A 23,798-nucleotide genomic window follows, 5' to 3' on the forward strand; every position below is an offset into this window, starting at 1 on the left:
CGCCGCATCGAAATTGAGCAGCCTCGGCTGCTCTTTTGCTTTATGAGAGACCACCCCATGACTGCCGCCCAAGACCGCATTCTAGAGCTACGTGCCGAGCTGGATCAGCACAACTATCGTTATCACGTGCTGGACGAGCCGAGCATCCCGGACGCCGAGTACGATCGGTTGTTCAACGAGCTCAAGGCCCTCGAAGCGGCCCATCCCGAACTGGTCACCAGCGACTCGCCAACCCAGCGGGTCGGCAGCGCGGCACTGTCGGCGTTCACCCAGGTACGCCACGAAGTGCCGATGCTCAGCCTGGGCAACGCCTTCGAAGAAACCGACATGCGCGAGTTCGACCGTCGGGTGACCGAGGGCCTGGACCTGCCGGCCGGTGATCTGTTCGGCGCTGGCGCGGCGGTTGAATACAGCTGCGAACCCAAGCTCGATGGCCTGGCGGTCAGCCTGCTCTATCAGGACGGCATGCTGGTGCGCGGAGCCACCCGCGGCGACGGTACCACCGGCGAAGACATCAGCGTCAACGTGCGCACCGTGCGCAACATCCCGCTCAAGCTGCACGGCACTGGCTGGCCGGCGACCCTGGAAGTGCGCGGCGAAGTGTTCATGTCCAAGGCCGGTTTCGAGCGGCTCAATGCCACGCAACTGGAAGTTGGCGGCAAGACCTTCGCCAACCCACGCAACGCCGCGGCCGGCAGCTTGCGCCAGCTGGATTCGAAGATCACCGCCAACCGTCCGCTGGAGTTCTGCTGCTACGGCATCGGCCAGGTGTCTGCGGACATCGCCGACACGCACATCGGCAACCTGCAGCAACTCAAGGCCTGGGGCATGCCGATCAGCCATGAGCTGAAGCTGGCGAACGGCATCGACGAGTGCCTGGATTACTACCGCGACATCGGCGAGCGCCGCAATGCGTTGCCTTATGAAATCGACGGCGTGGTGTTCAAGGTCAACAGCATCGCGTCCCAGCGCGAACTGGGTTTCCGTGCCCGCGAGCCGCGCTGGGCCATCGCCCATAAATTCCCGGCCATGGAAGAACTCACTGAACTGCTCGACGTGGAATTCCAGGTTGGCCGCACCGGCGCGGTGACGCCGGTGGCGCGCCTCAGACCGGTCAAGGTTGCCGGTGTCACCGTGGCCAACGCGACGCTGCACAACATGGACGAAGTGGCGCGCCTGGGCCTGATGATCGGTGACACGGTGATCATTCGCCGCGCCGGCGACGTGATTCCGCAAGTGGTGCAAGTGGTCACCGAGCGTCGCCCGGAAGACGCCCGGCCGGTGCAGATCCCGCAGCAGTGCCCGGTGTGCGGCTCCCACGTCGAGCGCACGCAACTGGTCAAGCGCAGCAAGGGTCGCGAGACGGTCAGCGAAGGCGCGGTGTACCGCTGCGTCGGGCGCCTGGCCTGCGGTGCCCAACTCAAGCAGGCGATCATTCACTTCGTCTCCCGTCGCGCCATGGACATCGAAGGCCTGGGCGACAAGAGCGTCGAACAGCTGGTCGATGAAGGGTTGGTGAGTTCGCCGGCTGACTTGTACGCCCTGAAGTTCGAGGACATCGTCGACCTAGAAGGCTTTGCCGAGCTGTCGAGCAACAAGCTGCTCAGTGCTATCGCCGACAGCAAGAAACCGGGGCTGGCACGCTTCATCTACGCCCTGGGCATTCCCGATGTCGGCGAGGAGACGGCCAAGGTGCTGGCACGTTCCCTGGGTTCGCTGGAGCGGGTGCAACAAGCCTTGCCGCAAGTGCTGACCTACCTGCCGGACGTCGGCCTGGAAGTGGCCCACGAAATTCACAGTTTCTTCGAAGACGCGCACAACCAGCAGGTCATTACCGAACTGCTCAACCACGGCTTGCAGATTCAGGACCAGGGCGAGCTGGGCGCCGAGTTTGCCGCCAGCACCACTTTGGGTGGTTTGCTCGACAAACTGCACATCCCTTCGGTGGGGCCGGGCGGGGCGCAGAAACTGGCCGACAAGTTCGGTTCGCTGCAAGCGGTGATCAGTGCTGACTGGCTGGACATGCGCCAGGCGCTGCCGGAGAAACAGGCCACATCTGTGCGCGAATTTTTCGCCGTCGAGGCCAATCGCCAACTGGCCGAGGCCGCCGAGAAGCAACTGGCGGATTTCGGCATGCACTGGCACAGCGAGAAGAAAGTCGTCGAAGGCCTGCCGCTTGCCGGCCAGACCTGGGTGCTCACCGGTTCGCTGGAGTTGATGAGTCGCGACGTGGCCAAGGACAAACTCGAAAGCCTCGGTGCCAAAGTCGCAGGCTCCGTATCGGCCAAGACCCACTGCGTGGTCGCGGGGCCGGGAGCGGGGTCGAAGTTGACCAAGGCCAATGAGCTGGGGTTGAAGGTGCTGGATGAAGAGGCGTTCGTCGAGTTCCTGAAAAAACACGGTATTGCGGTCTAAATGATCGTTCCCACGCTCTGCGTGGGAATGCAGCCCGGGACGCTCCGCGTCCCCTCCACAGCTGAACGCGGAGCGTCCGAAGAGGCATTCCCACGCAGAGCGTGGGAACGATCTGAGCACCGCAATGATCTAGTCTTGGCAAGCCCCAGGGAGAGATCGCTCATGCACCGCTTCTTCGAACAGCTCACTTCGCGCATCGCTGCCCCCTTCATCGGCGAAAGCTCGCGCAGCAGCAAGATCTGGCCCTGTCGTTGCGGGCAGTCGCTGTTCTTTCGCAACAGCCAGTGCCTGGCCTGTTCCGCAGCCTTGGGTTATCAGCCAGAGCAAAGCCGCCTGTCTTCGCTGCAACCAGGCGAACAGCACGACACCTGGCTGCTCGATGCCGATCCCTCTGCCGGCCTGTTTCGTCGCTGCGCCAACCTCGATTCGCCCGCCGCGTGCAATTGGCTGCTGCCGGCCAATGACCACGACTCGCTGTGCATCGCCTGTAGCCTGAACCGTACCATCCCCGATTTATCCATACCTGAAAATCACGAACGCTGGCGCAAGATGGAAACCGCCAAGCGCCGGCTGATCGCGCAATTGGTCAGCCTCGGGTTGCAGGTGGTCCCGAAAACCCTAAATGAGGAAGTCGGCCTGGCCTTCGATTTCATCGGCGTCGATCTTGAAGGCAAGTCGCCCACCACCGGCCATGCCAACGGCCTGATCACCCTCGACATAAAGGAAGCCGACGACGCCCACCGCGAACAGGTGCGGGTGCAAATGCACGAACCCTATCGCACATTGCTCGGGCATTTGCGCCACGAGGTCGGGCATTACTACTGGGACCGCTTGATTGCCAACAGCGATTGGCTGGAACCCTTTCGCGGCCTGTTCGGCGACGAACGCGCCAGCTACGCCGAGGCCCTGGACCGGCATTATCAGCAAGGCGCGCCGCTCGACTGGCAGCAGCGGTACGTCAGCGCCTACGCCACCATGCACCCTTGGGAAGACTGGGCCGAAACCTGGGCTCACTACCTGCACATGATGGACGCCGTCGACACCGCGCTCGGGTTTGGCATGAGCGCGCGGGAAATGGACCTGGACTATCAGCCGTTTCCTCCCAGCACCCTGTACGATCCGCAACACCCCGGCGGCACCGCGTTCCTGTCATTCGTCAACGCCTGGATCGAACTGGCCGGCATGCTCAATGAACTGTCGCGCAGCATGGGCCAGCCGGATTTCTACCCCTTCGTGCTGCCGCCCGCGGTGATCGCCAAGCTGCACTTCATCCACCTGGTGATACAGCGCGCTGGCGGCAGGGCCGACGAGGTACTGGCACAATAGTTGTGCATGATGGCAATTCAGTTTCAGTTAAGATCGATTCGCTAAAGTGCCCTCCGTAGGCGACACATAAAAAATACGGAGACACCCCATGAAATCCTTGACTGCCCTGATCGTCACATCCCTCATCGGCCTTACCGCGAGCCTCGCTCACGCCCGTGACCTGGGCCCCGACGAAGCCCTGAGACTGCGCGACGCTGGTACCATTGTGTCTTTCGAGAAGCTCAATGCCGCAGCGTTAGCCAAGCACCCAGGCTCCACGGTCACAGAAACCGAACTGGAAGAAGAGTACGGCAAGTACATCTACCAGATTGAACTGCGCGATCCGCAGGGCCTCGAGTGGGACCTGGAGCTGGACGCGGTCAGCGGGCAGATTCTCAAGGATCATCAGGACACGTAATGACGCTGCAATTCTTATCCCATCGACGGGCCGGTGCCTGCCTGGCGCTGGCGCTGCTGGTTTTCTGCTCGGTGGCCGTGGCCCGCGACCTCGATCAGGACGAGGCCCTGCGCCTGCGCCAACAGGGTGTGATCCTGCCGCTCGAGCAACTGTTGCAGCAGGCACTGGATCGTTATCCGGGCGCCAAGCTGCTGGAAGCGGAGCTCGAAGAAAAGCACGACGTCTACATTTATGAAGTCGAACTGCTGACCACCGAAGGCGTGGTCCGCGAACTGGACATCGACGCCACCACCGGCCGATTACTCAAAGACAAGGAAGATTGACCGATGCGTTTGCTCCTGGTGGAAGACCACGTGCCGCTGGCCGACGAACTGCTGGCCGGCCTCAATCGCCAAGGGTATGCCGTGGACTGGCTGGCCGATGGTCGCGACGCGGTGCACCAGGGCAGCACCGAACCCTACGACCTGATCATCCTTGACCTCGGCCTGCCGGGGCTGCCCGGGCTTGAGGTGTTGACGCAGTGGCGTGCCGGTGGCCTGACGACGCCGGTGCTGATCCTCACCGCCCGCGGTTCCTGGGCCGAGCGCATCGAAGGCCTCAAGGCCGGCGCCGACGACTACCTGACCAAGCCTTTCCACCCCGAAGAACTGCACTTGCGCATCCAGGCGCTGTTGCGTCGTTCCCATGGCCAGGTCAATCAACCGACCCTGAAGGCCGGCGGGCTGCACCTGGACGAGGGGCGCCAGTGCGTGACCCGCGATGGCGCCGACATCCAGCTCACGGCCGCCGAGTTTCGCCTGTTGCGCTACTTCATGCTGCACCCGGAACAGATCCTCTCCAAAAGCCACCTGGCTGAACACCTCTACGACGGTGAAACCGAGCGCGACTCGAACGTGCTGGAAGTGCATGTCAATCATCTGCGCCGCAAACTCGGGCGCAGCGTGATCGAAACCCGTCGCGGCCAGGGTTACCTGTTGGGTGGACAAGCCCGGTGAGGTCGATCCAGCGCCGTTTGAGCCTGGGCCTGATCAGCGTGATGGTGATCGTCGGCCTGGTGTTGGCGCAAACCAGCCTGTGGCTGTTCGAAGTGGGATTGCAGCGCTACCTCGAAGCCGGGTTGCGCAACGACAGCGAAAACCTGCTGATAGCGCTGGTGCGTGGCCCCCAGGGGTTGCAACTGGATGAACGACTGTTGTCGCCGGCTTATCAGCGGCCGTTTTCCGGGCACTACTTCCACATCGATTTTGCCGACAGCCACTGGCGTTCCCGTTCCCTGTGGGACCAGGAACTGCCACGCCTCGAGCACCCGGGCCTGGAGAGCAACCTTCAATTGGGCCCGGAAGGCCAGCAGTTGCTGGTACTACGTTCCGACTATCGGCGCCTGGGCCAGTCGATTTCCATCAGCGTGGCCCAGGACTACACCCCGGTGCGCGAAAGCTTCCAGCGCATGCAGCAGATTGGCCTGGGCCTGGGGCTGGCGGGCCTGCTGCTGATCCTGCTGCTGCAGCGGATTACCGTGCGTCGCGCCTTGCGCCCGTTGGAAAAAGCCCGGGAACAGATCGCGCAACTGCAACAGGGCCAGCGCTCGCAACTCGACGATCAAGTACCGATCGAACTGGAACCGCTGGTGACCCAGATCAACCATTTGCTGGCCCACACCGAAGACAGCCTCAAGCGCTCGCGCAATGCCCTGGGCAACCTCGGCCACGCCCTGAAAACCCCGTTGGCGGTGTTGTTGAGCCTGGCCTCCAGCGAGCAACTCGACGCGCACCCGCAACTGCGCCAGGTGCTCAAGGACCAACTGGAACAGGTCCGCCTGCGACTCAATCGCGAACTCAACCGCGCCCGCTTGAGCGGCGACGCCTTGCCGGGGGCCTTGTTCGATTGCGATGCCGAACTGCCGGGATTACTCGCCACCTTGAACATGATCCACGGTGAACACCTGCACCTCAGCTATGTCGCGCCCACCGGCCTGCTATTGCCCTGGGACCGCGAGGACCTGCTGGAACTGCTCGGCAACCTGCTGGACAACGCCTGCAAATGGGCGGACGCCGAAGTGCGCCTGAGCGTGGTTGAAACCGCGCAAGCCTACGAATTAAACGTGGAAGACGACGGCCCGGGAATTCCCCAGGACCAGCGCGATCAGGTGTTCAGCCGCGGCACCCGCCTGGATGAACAGACCGACGGACATGGCCTGGGCCTGGGCATCGTGCGCGACATCGTCGACACCTGGAGCGGGGAATTGCTGCTGCACGAAAGCGAGTGGGGCGGCTTGAAAGTGACCATCGAGCTGCCCAAGCGCTGAAACAGCGGGGCGCTCAACGCCCCTCGAGCAACCCGGCCGCCTGATCCAGCAAGGCCAACGGCTCCTTCGCCTTGTGGATATCCACCGACAGCAACTGACGAAACTTGCGCGCCCCCGGAAACCCGGTGCCCAGCCCCAGCACATGCCGGGTGATATGGTGCATCGCCCCACCGGCTTCCAGGTGCGCAGCGATATAAGGCCGCAACTGCGCCAACGCCTCGGCGCGCGTGATCACCGGCGCCGTGCTGCCAAACAATTGCTGATCCACCTCGGCCATCACGTAAGGGTTGTGATAAGCCTCACGCCCGAGCATCACCCCATCGAACGTCTGCAAATGCTCGTGACAGGCTTCCAGGCTCTTGATCCCACCGTTGAGAATAATCTCCAGCTCCGGAAAATCCGCCTTCAACCGCGCAGCCACGTCATAACGCAACGGCGGAATATCGCGGTTCTCCTTCGGCGACAACCCCTCCAGAATCGCAATCCGCGCATGCACCGTAAAGCTGGTGCAACCGGCATCACGCACCGTACCAACGAAATCGCACAGCGCTTCATAACTGTCACGCCCATTGATCCCGATCCGATGCTTCACCGTCACCGGAATCGACACCGCATCGCGCATCGCCTTCACACAATCGGCCACCAACTGCGGATGCCCCATCAGGCACGCCCCGATCATATTGTTCTGCACCCGGTCACTGGGGCAGCCCACATTCAGATTCACCTCATCGTACCCATGCTCCTGCGCCATCCGCGCACAGGCCGCCAAGTCCAGCGGCACACTGCCGCCCAACTGCAACGCCAACGGGTGCTCGGCTTCGTTGTGCCGCAGGAAGCGCTCATGATCGCCGTTGAGCAGGGCACCGGTGGTGACCATTTCGGTGTAGAGCAGGGCGTGCTTGGAGAGCAGGCGCAGGAAGAAACGGCAGTGACGGTCGGTCCAGTCCATCATCGGGGCGACGGAGAAACGGCGGGAGAGCGGGGCGGGTGTGGCGTTGGATACGGACATTGGGGATCTGGAATCGGTGAGGCTGGGAGGTGGGGGGAGTTTATCAGGATTAGGGGGGTGGGGGTTTGGTGAGTCTGGCAGGGAGGGGGCAGGGCATAGGAGTGGAACAAAAAATAAATCCGTTCCCATTTCTTTCTTTTTCTGCACAGATTTAGCCGTTGCGGGAGATGATTAATGCCGAAAGGAACGCAGGCTAGACAAGGTCATCTTCATCGTCCCGCAGATGGCGATACCAACCATACAACGCCAAGCCAAGGATCGCGAAGATGATGGCTATGAGGAGGATGGCTATGTAACGCATTATGCTCAGTGCCTTCGGCGTGAGTGTCTGATTGAAATGCGTCCTTGCCGGTAAGCGAATGTAAGCTCCCGGAAAACAGCTGTCTTTAATACGTAGGTGTGGGGGGAGGGCCAGATGATTCTCAGGTTTATTTTCGGATTTGTTTATATGCAGGCGAGCATAAAAAAATAAATCTGTTCCCGATTTCCCCGATTTCCCCGATTTCCCCGATTTCCCCGATTTCCCCGATTTTAGTCCGATTTCATTCCCCCACGATTTCATAATCTAGTCGAAATGATGTCATAGTGATATCATTGTGCCACTCATTTGAGCATGAATGGAATTTTGAGGGATAGGACGCATGAAGGCGCATCGTTTGGTTTTGGCACTTGGGTTGGCCGCTGCTTGCGCGGGCTGTGCTAGCGGCCTGAACTCTCAGCAGAAAGCAGAGCTTCGCCACTATGAGGCGAATGGACTTGCCGTTGAGGAAAAGAGCCCTGGCACTGGTGCCGCTCTTGGCCTGCTCCCTGGTGGCGGATCCTTCTACGGCCGCGAATACGGTTTGGGCGTTGTGAACCTGCTTTTTTGGCCGTTGTCGATCCTGTGGGATCCGGTCAGTGGTCATGATGCGGCTGAGTCGATCAATTACACAGCAACAAAGGCACATGTGAATCAACTGCAGCGCAAAGAAGTTGATGCGATTGACGAACGCCTGCAGTCAGGTCAAATCGACGTAGCGCAATATGCTCTTGAAAAACGCAAAGTAAACCAGAAGTACGACTTCAACTAAGCCCGTTCTTAGTGAAAGTAAGAAACCCGCCAAGTGCGGGTTTTTTCCATTCCGGAAAGGGGAGAAGGGGTCAGGGAAAATCGGCTGATTTATTTTTTAATGCACGAAATAATAATCTTTCACAGGTTTCTGCTCCTTCTTGCTCCCTTTTCGCTCTACTGGATCTAGCAGTCCGCTAAAAAGAGACCGCCGCGGGACTCATCGTGAGCCCCCACCAACTACAGCAGCTTTCACCTACTCAGGCGGATCAATCTGATCAAGCACCCGGTTTGCCGTGATCTCCGCCAACATGATGCTGTTTGATATCCCCAGTAGGGCATTTCTCGATCCACCGTCCAGATGGTCTACCAATTGATGAACCATCACATCCACCGAGGCCAGCGTCTCGACCAGAAAAACCATCAAGGTTTCAGTTTTCACCTCGGGGTCGACGAAAACAGTGTGCAGGGTGTACGCGGGGTGGCTTTGATGTCGGCAATCGACTGGAAGTGGAAATCGCAGGCGCTTTCGGCCGCCTTGTTGAGTTTTGTTGAATCGGTTTCGCACGGGGATGCCGGCTCGGAGTCCGGTGGGTTTGGCGTGACCTTGAACATAGTGAAACTCCTAGTCGGAAAAAAGGAGCCTTCACCTCGCTACCAAACGAGGGGTGGCGGCCATACGCGGGTTGGTAGACCGGTAACTAGGACCCGGCGCTCCCGAGGGAGCCCTACGCATGGCCACCATAAAGCAGAGCCCGAAAAGGGTCTGTGAGCGGTGAGCTATACGACTAGTTAATCCGGGCTACCAAACCCGATCGCTGTTTTTCAGCGACCGGAAAACGATAGAGCCCAGGCCCTAGGCGCACAAGCCGGCGGATTCTGGCGTAGCGGTAGGCAACGGCGCAAGGTTTTGTAGCTTTCAGGGAGCAAGCTGTAGGTAGTTTAAACAAGCACCATAAAACAGTAGGACGTCCCCCGAGAGGCGCCCTTTTTTATGGTTCTTCACGGAATCCCGGGAAACACAGAAACAAGAGCGCCTGTTCGGAATCGAGTACCCACAGCTGTTATTCCGAAGACTGCCAGCCGTATGCTGGCTTGTCCCCAAGCCACAGCAACACCCCGTCAAACTGAATTTCCAGGGCAGTGCCTTGGCAGCAGTTTCAGCGAATACAGCTCAGGTTTGCTGCAGGGCGATTGATTCGTCGCGAATTTCAGTACGTCCTGCTTGATCCAACGATCAAGCCTCAACGCTGGGCAAACGTATCCGCCCGACTCCCCGAAACCTTCCTGCAATGCACCAAAGCATCGCGAATCATAAAGTTCACCAACGTCGGTGACACCCCCAACTCCTTGGCAATGTCCTTCTGCGGCACGCCATGCAAGCGGTACATCTCGAAGGCATAACGCGTGCGGCTCGGCAGTTCGGTCAGCGCGTCGGCGATGTTTTCCAGGGTGGAGAAGTTGATGTGCGAGGTTTCCGGGGAGGCACCCTGGATGACCACGTTGAGGCCTTCTTCCTCAGGGCCGGAATACTTCTGTTCCAGGGCCTGCTTGCGGTAGTGGTCGATGGCCAGGTTGCGCACGATCTGGAACAGGTAGCTGAGCTGCGCCTTGAAGGAGGAGGTGATGTTCGGCGCCGATTGCAGGCGGAAGAACGCGTCTTGCACCACATCTTCAGCGCGCGAGCGGCAGCCGGTGATGCGGGCTGCAATCTTGACCAGTATCAGTCGATTGTCGACGAAGGCTTGAAGTAGCGGCGAATCGCACCTGCTTGTGGACGCTTGTTCCGTCATTGGAAATCACCTTGCTGCCAGTAGGTTAGTGGGACGACAAGAAGGCCGGGGCCGCCCTACACATCGAGCGACAAATTATGTTGAATGATAATGATTGTCAAATGAGAAGGAGAAGTAATGCGCATTGAAGGTGCAGAGTGAGAACTGCGACACGCTGTCGCGCCACGGCCTGGTTGGTGCGCAAGGCTGTCGACTAATTATTTGCCAGGGTCATCCGTTCTCATTGGTGAATGGCTCCGGGCTGCAGCCCCGGACACCACAGCATTGCCAATGCCTTGCGCGGTCGGCGAAGACCGCGTCCTGCATGCCCCCCGGTGGGGTGTGACGTTACGACACCGATTCCATTTGCAAGCCGAATTCAGGCAGGAAACCTCATGACCGACGCGTTCGAACTCCCCAGCACACTGGTCCAAGCCCTCCAGCGCCGCGCGGCCCTGACGCCGGATCGGGTGGCCTTGCGTTTTCTCGCCGAAACCCGGGACCAGGCTGTGGTGCTCAGTTATCGCGAGCTGGATCAGCGGGCGCGGACGATTGCCGGCGCGTTGCAGGCCGAGGCCGGCTTTGGCGAGCGCGCGGTGTTGTTGTTTCCCAGCGGGCCGGATTACGTCGCGGCATTCTTCGGTTGCCTGTATGCCGGGGTGATCGCGGTGCCGGCCTATCCGCCGGAGTCGGCGCGCCGGCATCATCAGGAGCGGCTGCTGTCGATCATCGGCGATGCCGAGCCGCGCCTGTTGCTGACCAGTGCCGGCCTGCGCGATTCGTTGCTACAAATTGAAGGGGCGCCGCCGCTGTTGTGTGTCGATACCCTCGACAGTGCCCACGCCGAACGCTGGGTCGCGCCGGCCCTGGCAGACGATGACATCGCCTTCCTGCAATACACCTCCGGTTCCACCGCATTGCCCAAGGGCGTACAGGTCAGCCACGGTAACCTGGTGGCCAATGAGTTGCTGATCCGCCACGGTTTCGGCATCGACCTGAACCCCGACGACGTGATCGTCAGCTGGCTGCCGCTGTACCACGACATGGGCCTGATCGGCGGCCTGTTGCAGCCGATTTTCAGTGGCGTGCCGTGCGTGTTGATGTCGCCGGCGTACTTCCTCGGCCGACCTCTGCGCTGGCTCGAAGCAATCAGTGAATACGGCGGCACTATTAGTGGCGGGCCGGACTTTGCCTATCGTCTGTGCAGCGAACGGGTCAGTGAGTCGGCCCTGGAACGCCTCGACCTGAGCGGCTGGCGCGTGGCGTATTCCGGGTCGGAACCGATTCGCCTCGACACCCTGGAACGCTTCGCCGAGAAGTTCGCCTCCTGCGGTTTCAGCGAAGACAGTTTCATGGCTTCCTACGGTCTCGCGGAAGCCACGCTGTTCGTTGCCGGTACTCCGCGTGGCCAGGGCATCGGCAACCTGCGAGTGGACGATCAGGCCCTGGCGCAAAACCGTGCAGAAGCCGGCGAGGGCAGCGCGATCATGAGCTGCGGTATCAGCCAGCCGGATCACGCGATGTTGATCATCGACCCTGTGTCGCTCAACGAACTGGCTGACAACGCGGTCGGCGAAGTCTGGGCCGCCGGGCCGAGCATCGCCCACGGCTACTGGCGCAACCCCGAAGCCTCGGCCAAGACCTTCGTCCGGCACGCCGATAAAAAATGGCTGCGCACCGGCGACCTGGGCTTTATGCGCGACGGCGAGCTGTTCATCACCGGGCGCCTGAAAGACCTGCTGATCGTGCGCGGGCACAACCTTTATCCACAGGACATCGAGCAGACGGTCGAGCGTGAAGTGGAGGTGGTGCGCAAGGGACGCGTCGCCGCCTTTGCGGTCAATATCGACGGCCAGGAAGGCATCGGCATCGCCGCGGAAATCAGCCGCAGCGTGCAAAAAATCCTCCCGCCCGAGGCCTTGATCAAGGCCATCCGCCAGGCCGTGGCCGAGGCGTATCAGGAAGCGCCGAGCGTGGTGGTGCTGCTCAATCCGGGCGCCTTGCCCAAGACCTCCAGCGGCAAACAGCAACGCTCGGCGTGCCGCAATCGCCTGGCCGATGGCAGCCTCGACAGTTATGCGTTGTTCCCTTCGGCGGTCACAGAAAGCGCAGGCAACGTTCAGTCCGCCTGTGAGTTGCAAAGGCTGATCGGCCAAATCTGGTGCGAGCAATTGCAGGTCCAGCAGGTCGCTACCGACGATCACTTCTTCCTGCTGGGCGGCAACTCCATCGCGGCCACGCAAGTGGTGGCGCGTCTGCGCGAACAACTTGGCCTGGCGCTGAACCTGCGCCTGCTGTTCGAAGCGCCGACCCTTGGCGCCTTTACCGACGTGGTCGCGCGTCAACAACAGGACGGTGGCCTCGCCCAGGGCGCGATCACCCAGCTCTCGCGCAGTGAACCGATGCCGCAATCCCTGGCGCAGAATCGCCTGTGGATCACCTGGCAACTCGACCCAAAGAGCAGCGCCTACACCATTCCCGGTGCCTTGCGCCTGCGCGGCGAACTGGACGAAGACGCCCTGCGCGGCAGTTTCCAGCAGTTGATCGAGCGCCACGAATCCCTACGCACACGTTTCTTCGAGCGTGACGGGGTGGCGTTGCAGCAGGTTGTTGCAGCCGCTGAATTCAATCTTCAACGCATCGATATCAGCGATCTGCCGCTGGCCGAGCGTGAAGCCAAGGCTCGGCAAATCCGCGAGGACGAAGCGCGCACTCAGTTCGACCTGGAGAAGGGGCCGTTGCTCTGGGTAACGCTGGTGCGCCTCGACGACGAAGATCACCAACTGCTGGTGACGCTGCAACACATCATCGCTGACGGCTGGTCGATGAATGTGTTGATCGACGAATTTTCCCGGCTGTACGCGGCGGCTGCCCAAGGACAACAAGCCACGCTCGCGCCACTGCCGACCCAGTACGCCGACTACGGCAGTTGGCAGCGCCAATGGCTGGCGCAAGGGGAGGGCGAGCGCCAACTGGCTTATTGGAAGGCGCAGTTGGGCGATGAGCATCCAACCCTGAACCTGGCCACCGACCACCCGCGCTCGGCGCAACAGCTGCACAGCGCCGCCCGCCTTACCGTGCGCCTGGGGGCGGATTTGAGCCATGCCATTCGCCAGACTGCCCAGGCTTATCAAGCCACGCCGTACATGCTGTTGCTCGCCGCGTTCCAGACCCTGTTGCATCGCTACAGCGGGCAGCGCGACATCCGCATCGGCGTGCCCAATGCCAACCGTCCGCGCCTGGAAACCCAAGGCCTGATCGGCTTCTTCATCAACACCCAGGTGCTGCGCGCCGAGGTGGATTCGCGACTGCCATTCGTCGAGCTGCTGGCACAAACCCGACAGGCTGCGTTGGGCGCGCAAGCGCATCAGGACCTGCCGTTCGAGCAACTGCTCGAGGCGTTCCCGCAGGCGCGCGAACAGGGCCTGTTCCAGGTCATGTTCAACCACCAGCAACGGGATCTCAGCGCCTTGAAACGCCTGCCCGGGCTGCTCGCCGAAGAGCTGCCGTGGCACAGTCGCGAGGCCAAGTTCGACCTGCAGTTGCACAGTGAAGAAGATCGCAACGGGCGCTTGAGCCTGTCCTTCGATTACGCCAGCGAGCTGTTCGATGCCGCGACCATCGAGCGCCTGGCCGAGCATTACCGCCACCTGTTGCGCGTCATCAGTGAACAACCTGAAACCGCCATCGGCGACCTGCCGCTGCTGACCGGGCCTGAGTCCGATCAGCAAGCGCAGTGGGCCGTTGCACCGTGCCCGCCTGCCCGCCGCTGGCTGCCAGAGCTGCTCAACGAACAGGCACGACTGACCCCGGAGCGCACCGCGCTGCTGTGGGACGGCGGCAGCCTCGATTTCGCCGAGCTGCACACCCAGGCCAATCGCCTGGCCCACTACCTGCGCGACAAAGGCGTCGGTCCGGATGTGTGCGTGGCCATTGCCGCCGAGCGTTCGCCGCAACTGCTGATCGGCCTGCTGGCGATCATCAAGGCCGGTGGCGCCTACGTGCCACTCGATCCGGATTACCCCGCCGAACGCCTGGCCTACATGCTCAGCGACAGCGGCGTCGAGTTGCTGCTGACGCAAACTCAATTGCTCGAGCGCTTGCCAGCGACCGACGGCGTCAGCGTGATCGCGATGGACGCCCTGCATCTGGAAAACTGGCCAAGCCACACGCCGGGCCTGCACCTGCACAGCGACAACCTGGCGTATGTGATCTACACCTCCGGCTCGACCGGGCAACCGAAAGGCGTCGGCAACACCCACGCGGCCCTCGCCGAACGTTTGCAATGGATGCAGGACACCTATCGCCTGAATGAAACCGATGTGCTGATGCAGAAAGCGCCTATCAGTTTCGACGTGTCGGTGTGGGAGTGCTTCTGGCCGTTGATCACGGGTGCCCGGCTGCTGCTGGCCGGGCCGGGTGAACACCGCGATCCGCAGCGCATCGCGCAGTTGGTTCAAGCCTACGGCGTGACCACGCTGCACTTCGTGCCGCCGCTGCTGGCGTTGTTCATCGACGAACCGCTCAGCGCCGAATGCACCAGCCTGCGTCGGCTGTTCTCCGGTGGCGAAGCGCTGCCCGCCGAACTGCGTAATCGCGTACTGAAGCAACTGCCGGCCGTGCAATTGCACAACCGCTACGGCCCGACCGAAACCGCGATCAACGTGACCCATTGGCATTGCTCCAGCGCCGATGGCGAGCGTTCGCCGATTGGCCGGCCGCTGGGCAACGTGATCTGCCGGGTACTCGACCCTGATCTGAATCCCCTGCCGGCCGGCGTGCCGGGTGAATTGTGCATCAGCGGCATCGGCCTGGCCCGCGGTTATCTGGGCCGCCCGGGTCTGACAGCCGAGCGTTTTGTCGTTGATCCTCTGGGCGAGCAGGGCGCGCGCCTGTATCGCACCGGTGACCGTGCGCGCTGGACCACCGATGGTGTGATCGAATACCTCGGACGTCTCGATCAGCAGGTCAAGCTGCGCGGCTTTCGTGTCGAGCCAGAAGAAATCGAAGCGCGGTTGTTGGCGCAAGAAGGTGTCGCCCAAGCGGTGGTGCTGGTGCGCGAAACGTCGGCCGGCGGTCAGTTGATCGGTTACTACACTGCCGATTCCACCGAATCCGAAGAGTCCCAAACCACTCGCCTGAAAAACGCACTGGCGGCGGAACTGCCGGAATACATGGTCCCGGCACAGCTGATGCGCCTGGACCAGATGCCCCTCAGCCCGAGCGGCAAACTCGACCGTCCTGCCTTGCCGGAACCCCAGTGGCAGGTGCGCGAACACATCGAACCGGTGACCGAACTGCAACGGCAAATCGCCGACATCTGGTGTGCAGTACTGGGCCTGGGGCAAGTCGGCCTGGGCGATGACTTCTTCGCCCTCGGCGGCCATTCGCTGCTGGCCACGCAAATCATTTCCCGCACGCGCCAGGCCTGCGACGTCGAGTTGCCTTTGCGCGCGCTGTTCGAACACAGCGGGCTGGGCGCCTTTGCCGAACAGGTGCGCCTGATCCAGGCCAGCGGCCGTACCAACGAACAGCCGCCGATCGCCCAGGTCGACCGCAGCCAAGCGGTGCCGTTGTCCTATTCCCAGCAGCGCATGTGGTTCCTCTGGCAAATGGAACCGGACAGCCCGGCCTACAACGTCGGTGGCATGGCGCGCCTGCGCGGGGTGCTCGATGTCGAGCGTTTCGAGGCCGCGTTGCAGGCGCTGATCATGCGTCACGAAACCCTGCGCACCACCTTCCCCAGCGTCGATGGCGTCGCGCGCCAGCAGGTGCATGCTTCAACCTCAGTGCGCATAGACTGCAAGGACTTCACCGCGCTGGATGCCGATGGCCGTGAGTGGCAAGTCCAGCAACTGGCCGACGATGAGGCGCACAAACCCTTCGATCTGGAAACTGGCCCGCTGCTGCGCGCCTGCCTGGTCAAGACCGCCGAGCAGGAGCATTACCTGGTGCTGACCCTGCACCACATCGTCACCGAAGGCTGGGCGATGGACATCTTTGCCCGGGAGCTCAGTGCGCTCTACGAAGCCTTCGTCGAGGAACGCGAATCACCGCTGGCGCCGTTGCCGGTGCAGTACCTGGATTACAGCGTCTGGCAGCGGCAATGGCTTCAGTCCGGTGAACGCCAGCGCCAGCTCGACTACTGGACCGCGCAACTGGGCCGTGAGCATCCGCTGCTGGAATTACCGGCCGACCGTCCACGCCCACCGGTGCAAAGCCACCAGGGCGAGTTGTACCGTTTCGAACTGAGCGATGACCAAGCGGCACGGGTGCGCACCTTTAATGCGCAAAACGGCCTGACTTTGTTCATGACCATGACCGCCGCCCTGGCCACGCTGCTGTATCGCTATAGCGGCCAGACCGACCTGCGCATCGGCGCACCGGTGGCCAACCGGATTCGCCCGGAAAGCGAAGGGCTGATCGGCGCGTTCCTCAACACCCAGGTGCTGCGTTGCCAGCTCGATGGGCAGATGTCCGTGGGCGAGTTGTTCGAGCAGGTTCGCCACACCGTGATCGAGGGCCAGTCCCATCAGGACCTGCCATTCGATCATCTGGTCGAAGCCTTGCAGCCACCGCGCAGCGCCGCCTACAACCCGCTGTTCCAGGTGATGTGCAACGTGCAGCGCTGGGAGTTCCAGCAGAGCCGCACCCTGGCCGGCATGACCGTGCAATACCTGGCCAACGATGCCCGCGCGACCAAGTTCGACCTCAATCTGGAAGTCACCGACCTCGACCATCGCCTCGGTTGCTGTCTGACCTACAGCACCGATCTGTTCGACGAGCCGCGCATTGCGCGCATGGCCGCGCATTGGCGCAACCTGCTGGAGGCGCTGATTGCCGATCCGCAGCAGCGCCTCAGCGAGTTGCCATTGCTCGACGCCGATGAACAACAACAGTTGCTCGACAGCCTGGGCGTCGAGCCGGGCGAGCATCGACTCGACCAGTGCATCCATCAGTTGTTCAGCGAACAGGCCCGGGCGCGTCCCGATGCGCCGGCCCTGACCTTCGCCGGGCACACCCTGACCTACGCCGAACTCGACAGCCGCGCCAATCGCCTGGCCTGGATGCTGCGCGAGCGCGGCGTCGGCCCGCAGGTGCGGGTGGGCCTGGCGCTGGAGCGTTCGCTGGAGATGGTCATCGGCCTGCTGGCGATCCTCAAGGCCGGTGGCGCCTACGTGCCGCTGGACCCGGAATACCCGCTGGATCGCTTGCTCTACATGATCGAAGACAGCGGCGTCGGTTTGCTGCTCAGTGACGCGGCGATGTTCCAGGCCCTTAGCGATTTGCCCGCGGGCGTCGGCCGCTGGTGCCTGGAGGAAGACTCTGCGGCGCTTGCCAATTATCCCGTCTGCGAACTGCCTGACATCAGCCTGCCGCAACATCAGGCTTACTTGATCTACACCTCGGGTTCCACCGGTAAACCCAAAGGCGTGGTGGTGTCCCACGGCGAAATCGCCATGCATTGCCGCGCGGTGATCGAGCGTTTCGGCATGCGCCCGGACGACTGCGAGTTGCACTTCTATTCGATCAACTTCGACGCCGCCACCGAGCGCCTGTTAGTGCCGCTGCTGAGCGGTGCCCAGGTGGTGCTGCGCGCCCAGGGCCAATGGGACGCGCAAGAGATCTGCGGGCTGATCGGTCGCCACCACATCAACATCCTCGGTTTCACCCCGAGCTACGGCAGCCAGTTGGCGCAATGGCTGGCGACGCAAAATACGACTCTGCCGGTGCGCATGATCATCACCGGCGGCGAAGCGCTGACCGGCGAACACCTGGCGCGGATTCGTGCGGCGTTCAAACCGAGCCTGTTCTTCAATGCCTACGGCCCGACGGAAACCGTGGTCATGCCACTGGCCAGCCTGGCGCCCGAAGTGTTGGAAGAAGGCGCTGGCAGCGTGCCGATCGGCAGCGTGATCGGCGACCGCGTGGCATACATTCTCGATGCCGACCTGGCGTTGGTGCCGCAGGGTGCGACCGGCGAGTTGTACGTCGGTGGTGCCGGCCTGGCCCAGGGTTATCACCAGCGAGCGGGCATGACGGCGGAGCGCTTTGTCGCCGATCCGTTTGCCGGCGACGGCGGGCGTATCTACCGTACCGGCGACCTGGTGCGCCAGCGCGTCGATGGCCTGGTGGAATACCTCGGGCGTATCGACCATCAAGTGAAGATCCGCGGTTTCCGCATCGAGCTGGGCGAGATCGAAAGCCGTTTGCTGGAGCATGAATCGGTACGCGAAGCGGTGGTGTTGGCGCTCGATGCACCGAGCGGCAAGCAATTGGTCGGCTATCTGGTCGCCGACGTCGCCGAACAGGACGAGTCGCAACAAGCGACTCTGCGTGAATCACTCAAGGCGCATCTCAAGTCCCAGCTGCCGGATTACATGGTGCCCACGCACCTCATCCTGATGGCGAGCATGCCGCTGACCGCCAACGGCAAACTCGACCGTCGCGCTCTGCCGGCGCCGGACCCGGAGCTGAACCGCCAGCAGTATGTGGCACCCGGCAACGAACTGGAGCTGACGTTGGCGCAGATCTGGTGTGAAGTGCTGAATGTCGAACAGGTCGGGCTAAACGACAACTTCTTCGAACTCGGTGGCGACTCGATCCTGTCGATCCAAGTGGTCAGCCGCGCGCGGCAACAGGGCATTCACTTCAGCCCCCGCGACCTGTTCCAGCACCAGACCGTACAGACCCTTGCCGCCGTGGCGACCCGCACCGGCCAGGTCACCGCCGAGCAAGGCTTGCTCAGCGGCGAGTCGCGCCTGACGCCGATCCAGCGCTGGTTCTTCGACACCGCTATTGCCCAGCGCCAGCACTGGAACCAGGCGTTGCTGCTGCAACCGAACGTGACCCTGGAGCCCCAGCGCCTGGAGCAAGCTTTGCTGGCCGTGATTGAACAGCACGATGCGTTGCGCTTGCGCTTTCGCCAGGTGGGCGGTCAGTGGCAAGCCCGGCACCAGGCGGTGTCCGATGCGCCGGTGCTATGGCAAGTACGCGTGGCGTCCATGGACCAATGCGCCGCCCTGTTCGGCGACGCCCAGCGCAGCCTCGATCTCGAAGCGGGGCCGTTGCTGCGGGTGTTGCTGGTCGACGGTCCCGACGGTCAGCAGCGCTTGTTCATCGCGATTCACCACCTGGTAACCGACGGCGTTTCATGGCGCGTGCTGCTGGAAGATCTGCAGAACCTGTATCGCCAACTCGAGGCACAACAGCCGCTGCAGCTGCCGGCCAAGACCAGTGCCTTCAAGGACTGGGCCGCCCGCTTGCAGGCCTATGCCGGCAGCGAATCCCTGCGTGAGCAACTGGGCTGGTGGCAGGCGCAATTGGCCGGGCCGAGCGCCGAGTTGCCCTGTGATCGACCGCAGGGTGGTCGGCTGCATCGCCATGCGCAAACCGTCAGCGTGCGCCTCGACAGCGAGCGCACCCGGCAATTGCTGCAACAGGCGCCGAGTGCTTATCGCACCCAGGTCAACGACCTGCTGCTGACCGCGTTGGCCCGTGTGCTATGCCGTTGGAGCGGACACGCGTCGGCGCTGATTCAACTCGAAGGCCATGGCCGCGAGGCGCTGTTCGACGACATCGACCTGACCCGCACCGTCGGCTGGCTCACCAGCGCTTACCCGCTGCGCCTGACACCCGCGAACATCGAGGAGGCGGCCGGGCAGGGCGCCTCGATCAAGGCGATCAAGGAGCAATTGCGCGCCGTACCGCACAAAGGGCTGGGCTATGGCGTGCTGCGTTATCTGGCCGATGAGCCTACCCGCCAGCGCATGGCCGAGCTGCCGGCGGCGCCGATTACCTTCAACTACCTGGGTCAGTTCGACCAGAGCTTTGCGGCCGATGCGCTGTTCCATCCGCTGGATGAAGCGGTTGGCGCGGCCTTTGATGCGCAGGCGCCGCTGCCGAATGAATTGAGCGTCGACAGTCAGGTCTACGGCAACGAGCTGGTGCTGCGCTGGACCTTCAGCGCCGAACGCTATGCGCCCAAGACCATCAGCGAATTGGCCGATGCTTACCTGGGCGAGTTGAGCAGCCTGATCGAGCACTGTCTGCGCGATGACGCGGGCGGCCTGACGCCGTCGGACTTCCCGCTGGCGAAACTGAACCAGGCGCAACTGGATGCACTGCCGATTGCCGCAACGCTGATCGAAGACGTCTACCCGCTGACGCCCATGCAGGAAGGCATGCTGCTGCACACCCTGTTGGAACCGGGCACGGGCCTGTACTACATGCAGGATCGCTACCGCATCGACAGCGAGCTCGATGCGCAGCGTTTCGCCCAGGCCTGGCAAGCGGTGATCGCCCGCCACGAAGCCTTGCGCGCCTCGTTCTGCTGGAACGTCGGCGAAGACATGCTGCAGGTCATCCACAAGCCGGGCAACACGCCGATCGAGTACCTGGACTGGAGCGAGATCTATGGCGCCGAGCAGGAGCCGAAGCTGCAAGCCTTGCTCAAGTCCGAACGCGAGGCCGGGTTCGATCTGCTCAACCAGGCACCGTTCCACCTGCGCCTGATCCGGGTGGGTGCGGCGCGTTATTGGTTCATGATGAGCAACCACCACATCCTGATCGATGCCTGGTGCCGCTCCCTACTGATGAACGACTTCTTCGAGATCTACACCGCCCTCGGCGAAGGCCGGGAAGCGCAGTTGGCCGTAGCGCCACGTTACCGCGACTACATCGCCTGGCTGCAACACCGGAGCCTGGCCCAAGCGCGGCAATGGTGGAAAACCAACCTGCAAGGGTTCGAGCGGACCACGCCGATCCCGAGCGACCGGCCGTTCCTGCGCGAACATGCCGGCGACAGCGGCGGCATGATCGTCGGCGACCGTTACACTCGCCTTGATGCCCGTGACGGTGCACGGCTGCGTGAACTGGCCCAGGCGCATCAGCTCACCATCAACACCTTTGCCCAGGCGGCATGGGCCCTGGTATTGCGCAGGCTGAGTGGTGAACGCGACGTGCTGTTCGGGGTCACGGTGGCTGGGCGTCCGGTCGAGATGCCAGAGATGCAGCGCACCGTCGGCCTGTTCATCAACAGCATCGCACTGCGGGTGAAAATCCCTGACGACCATCAGCGTTGCAGTGTGCGCCAATGGCTGAGCGCTTTACTCGACAGCAACATGCAACTGCGTGAGTACGAGTACCTGCCGCTGGTGAGCATCCAGGAAAACAGTGAACTGCCCAAGGGCCAGCCACTGTTCGACAGCCTGTTCGTGTTCGAAAACGCCCCGGTGGAAGTCTCCGTTCTGGACCGTGCGCAAAGCCTGAATGCGACGTCGGATTCGGGCCGCACCCACACCAATTTCCCGCTGACGGCAGTGTGCTATCCGGGTGATGACCTGGGCTTGCACCTGTCCTATGACCAGCGTTATTTCGATGAATCCACGGTCGAGCGCATGCTGGGTGAATTCAAGCGCCTGTTGCTGGCGTTGGTCGAAGGCTTCCATGGCGACATGGCGGACTTGCCGCTGCTGGGCACTGAGGAACAGGAATTCCTGATCAACGGCTGCAACCAGAGCGAACACGCATACCCCTTGGAGCAGAGCTACGTTGCCTTGTTTGAAGCGCAAGTGGCTGCCCGTCCGCTACGTATTGCCGCCAGTTGTCTGGATCAGCACTACAGCTATCTGGAACTGAACCAGCGCAGCAACCGCCTCGGCCATGCACTGATTGCCGCCGGCGTCGGGCTGGATCAACCGGTGGCGCTCCTGGCCGAACGCAGCCTCGATTTGCTCGGCATGATCATCGGTAGCTTCAAGGCGGGAGCGGGTTATCTGCCGCTGGATCCGGGGCTACCGGGCCAGCGTCTGAGTCGCATCATCGACCTGAGTCGCACGCCGTTGCTAGTGTGTACTCGAGCCTGTCACGCGCAAGCACTGGCGTTGCTGGATGAGTTCGGTTGCGCCAGTCGGCCTCGGTTGCTGGTCTGGGAAGAGGTGCAGGCGAGCCATGTATCGGTGGCCAATCCGGGCATCTACAGCGGGCCGGATAATCTGGCCTACGTGATCTACACCTCCGGCTCCACCGGTTTGCCCAAGGGCGTGATGGTCGAGCAGCGCGGCATGCTCAACAACCAGTTGAGCAAGGTGCCGTACCTGAGCCTCGGCGAGGCTGACGTGATTGCCCAGACCGCTTCGCAAAGCTTCGATATTTCCGTGTGGCAGTTCCTCGCCGCGCCGTTGTTCGGCGCGCGGGTGGACATCGTGCCGAACAGCATCGCCCACGACCCGCAGGGCTTGCTGGCGCATGTTTCGGTGCAAGGCATCACGGTGCTGGAGAGCGTGCCGTCGCTGATCCAGGGCATGCTCGCCCAGGAACGCATGCGTCTCGATGGCTTGCGCTGGATGCTGCCGACAGGGGAGGCGATGCCGCCGGAACTGGCGCATCGATGGCTGCTGCGTTACCCGGAGATCGGGTTGGTGAATGCCTATGGCCCGGCGGAATGCTCGGATGACGTGGCGTTCTTTCGCGTCGACATGGCCTCCACCCGCGGCAGCTATCTGCCGATCGGTACGCCGACCGACAACAACCGCTTGTACCTGCTCGACGGCGCGCTGGAGCTGGTGCCGCTGGGTGCTGTGGGCGAGTTGTGCGTGGCGGGCACCGGGGTCGGGCGCGGCTACGTCAGCGATCCGTTGCGCACGGCCCAGGTGTTTGTGCCCAACCCGTTCGGTGCACCGGGCGAGCGCCTGTATCGCACCGGCGACCTGGCCCGCCGTCGCAGTGACGGTGTGCTGGAGTACGTCGGGCGCATCGACCAGCAGGTGAAGATTCGCGGCTACCGCATCGAACTGGGTGAAATCGAAGCGCGCCTGCATGAACAACCGCAAGTGCGCGACGCGGCGGTCGGTGTGCAGGAAGGGCTCAATGGCAAGCACCTGGTGGGCTACCTGGTGGCGGCGGATTCAACGTTCGATCCTGCTCGATGCCTGGAGCGGATCAAGCAACGCCTGCGCGCCGAACTGCCGGAATACATGGTGCCCCTGCACTGGCTGTGGCTCGACAAGCTGCCGCTCAACGCCAACGGCAAACTGGATCGCAAGGCCCTGCCGGCACTGGAGATTGGCCAGTTGTTGCAAAGCCAGGACTACCAGGCGCCACGCAACGACCTGGAGCAGACGTTGGCGGAGATCTGGGCCGAGGTGCTGAAGGTCGGGAAAGTCGGCGTCCGCGACAACTTCTTCGAACTGGGCGGGCATTCGTTGCTGGCCACGCAGATCGCCTCGCGGGTGCAGAAAACCCTGCAGCGCGATGTCCCGCTGCGGGCGATGTTCGAGTGCAGCACGGTGGAGGAACTGGCCGGGTACATCGACGGCCTGGCGGCCAAAGACATCAGCGAGGAGAAGGTGGATCGGCTGAATGATCTGATGGCGGAGCTGGAGGGGCTTTGATTCTCTGGCGTCTGTGAAGGTCTCAATCGCTGGCTTGCCAGCGATGAGGCCGGTACAGCGACATACAAGCGTGTGATTGACTGCAAACCGTCAGCCGCTCAATCTTCCTACTCCATTTTCAAACGGAGCCAC

At 62.3% G+C, this 23,798-nt stretch carries 10 protein-coding genes and 1 pseudogene; 8 read left to right on the forward strand and 3 right to left on the reverse strand.

The window, feature by feature from the left end; genetic code table 11:
* Positions 1-57 precede the first annotated feature (57 nt).
* The 6 genes from ligA (at position 58) to QLG10_RS16695 (ending at position 6,443) form a co-directional block, all read left to right on the forward strand.
* Positions 58-2,415 carry an NAD-dependent DNA ligase LigA gene (gene ligA, locus QLG10_RS16670; protein WP_188265161.1) on the forward strand — a complete coding sequence of 786 codons (2,358 nt, stop codon included), beginning with the start codon at positions 58-60 and terminating at the stop codon, positions 2,413-2,415.
* 162 nt (positions 2,416-2,577) lie between these two features.
* Positions 2,578-3,741, forward strand: coding sequence for a putative zinc-binding metallopeptidase (locus QLG10_RS16675; protein WP_282487704.1), 1,164 nt, complete (start codon positions 2,578-2,580; stop codon positions 3,739-3,741).
* Positions 3,742-3,829: 88 nt separating this feature from the next.
* Positions 3,830-4,138 carry a PepSY domain-containing protein gene (locus tag QLG10_RS16680; RefSeq protein WP_110749489.1) on the forward strand — a complete coding sequence of 103 codons (309 nt, stop codon included), beginning with the start codon at positions 3,830-3,832 and terminating at the stop codon, positions 4,136-4,138.
* Positions 4,138-4,461: a PepSY domain-containing protein gene (locus QLG10_RS16685; RefSeq protein WP_110749487.1), complete on the forward strand. Its 324-nt coding sequence runs from the start codon at positions 4,138-4,140 to the stop codon at positions 4,459-4,461. Before QLG10_RS16680 ends, QLG10_RS16685 begins: the two co-directional genes overlap by 1 nt.
* Before the next feature lie 3 nt (positions 4,462-4,464).
* The gene (locus QLG10_RS16690) at positions 4,465-5,133 is read left to right on the forward strand and encodes a response regulator transcription factor (protein ID WP_110749484.1); all 669 of its coding nucleotides are present in this window, start codon (positions 4,465-4,467) and stop codon (positions 5,131-5,133) included.
* Positions 5,130-6,443, forward strand: a complete 1,314-nt coding sequence (locus tag QLG10_RS16695) for an ATP-binding protein (protein ID WP_282487705.1) — start codon at positions 5,130-5,132, stop codon at positions 6,441-6,443. The genes QLG10_RS16690 and QLG10_RS16695 overlap by 4 nt, the downstream gene beginning before the upstream one ends.
* Positions 6,444-6,456: 13 nt before the next feature.
* Here the strand turns inward: QLG10_RS16695 and dusA are convergent, their stop codons facing one another.
* On the reverse strand, positions 6,457-7,452 hold the full coding sequence (gene dusA, locus QLG10_RS16700; protein WP_282487706.1) for a tRNA dihydrouridine(20/20a) synthase DusA: 996 nt from the start codon (positions 7,450-7,452) through the stop codon (positions 6,457-6,459).
* 641 nt (positions 7,453-8,093) lie between these two features.
* Here dusA and QLG10_RS16705 point away from each other — a divergent pair.
* Complete coding sequence (locus tag QLG10_RS16705; RefSeq protein ID WP_188265167.1) at positions 8,094-8,522, forward strand: hypothetical protein; 429 nt, start codon at positions 8,094-8,096, stop codon at positions 8,520-8,522.
* Positions 8,523-8,756: 234 nt separating this feature from the next.
* On the opposite strand, the pseudogene QLG10_RS16710 reads toward QLG10_RS16705, so the two are convergent.
* Positions 8,757-9,115, reverse strand: a pseudogene (locus tag QLG10_RS16710) (hypothetical protein).
* Positions 9,116-9,744: 629 nt separating this feature from the next.
* Positions 9,745-10,293 carry an RNA polymerase factor sigma-70 gene (locus QLG10_RS16715; RefSeq protein ID WP_188265168.1) on the reverse strand — a complete coding sequence of 183 codons (549 nt, stop codon included), beginning with the start codon at positions 10,291-10,293 and terminating at the stop codon, positions 9,745-9,747.
* 374 nt (positions 10,294-10,667) lie between these two features.
* Here QLG10_RS16715 and QLG10_RS16720 point away from each other — a divergent pair, with 374 nt between their 5' ends.
* On the forward strand, positions 10,668-23,666 hold the full coding sequence (locus QLG10_RS16720) for a non-ribosomal peptide synthetase (RefSeq protein ID WP_282487707.1): 12,999 nt from the start codon (positions 10,668-10,670) through the stop codon (positions 23,664-23,666).
* The last annotated feature ends 132 nt before the right edge of the window (positions 23,667-23,798 follow it).

This window comes from Pseudomonas sp. V98_8 (assembly GCF_029967975.1).
GTDB lineage: Bacteria > Pseudomonadota > Gammaproteobacteria > Pseudomonadales > Pseudomonadaceae > Aquipseudomonas > Aquipseudomonas umsongensis.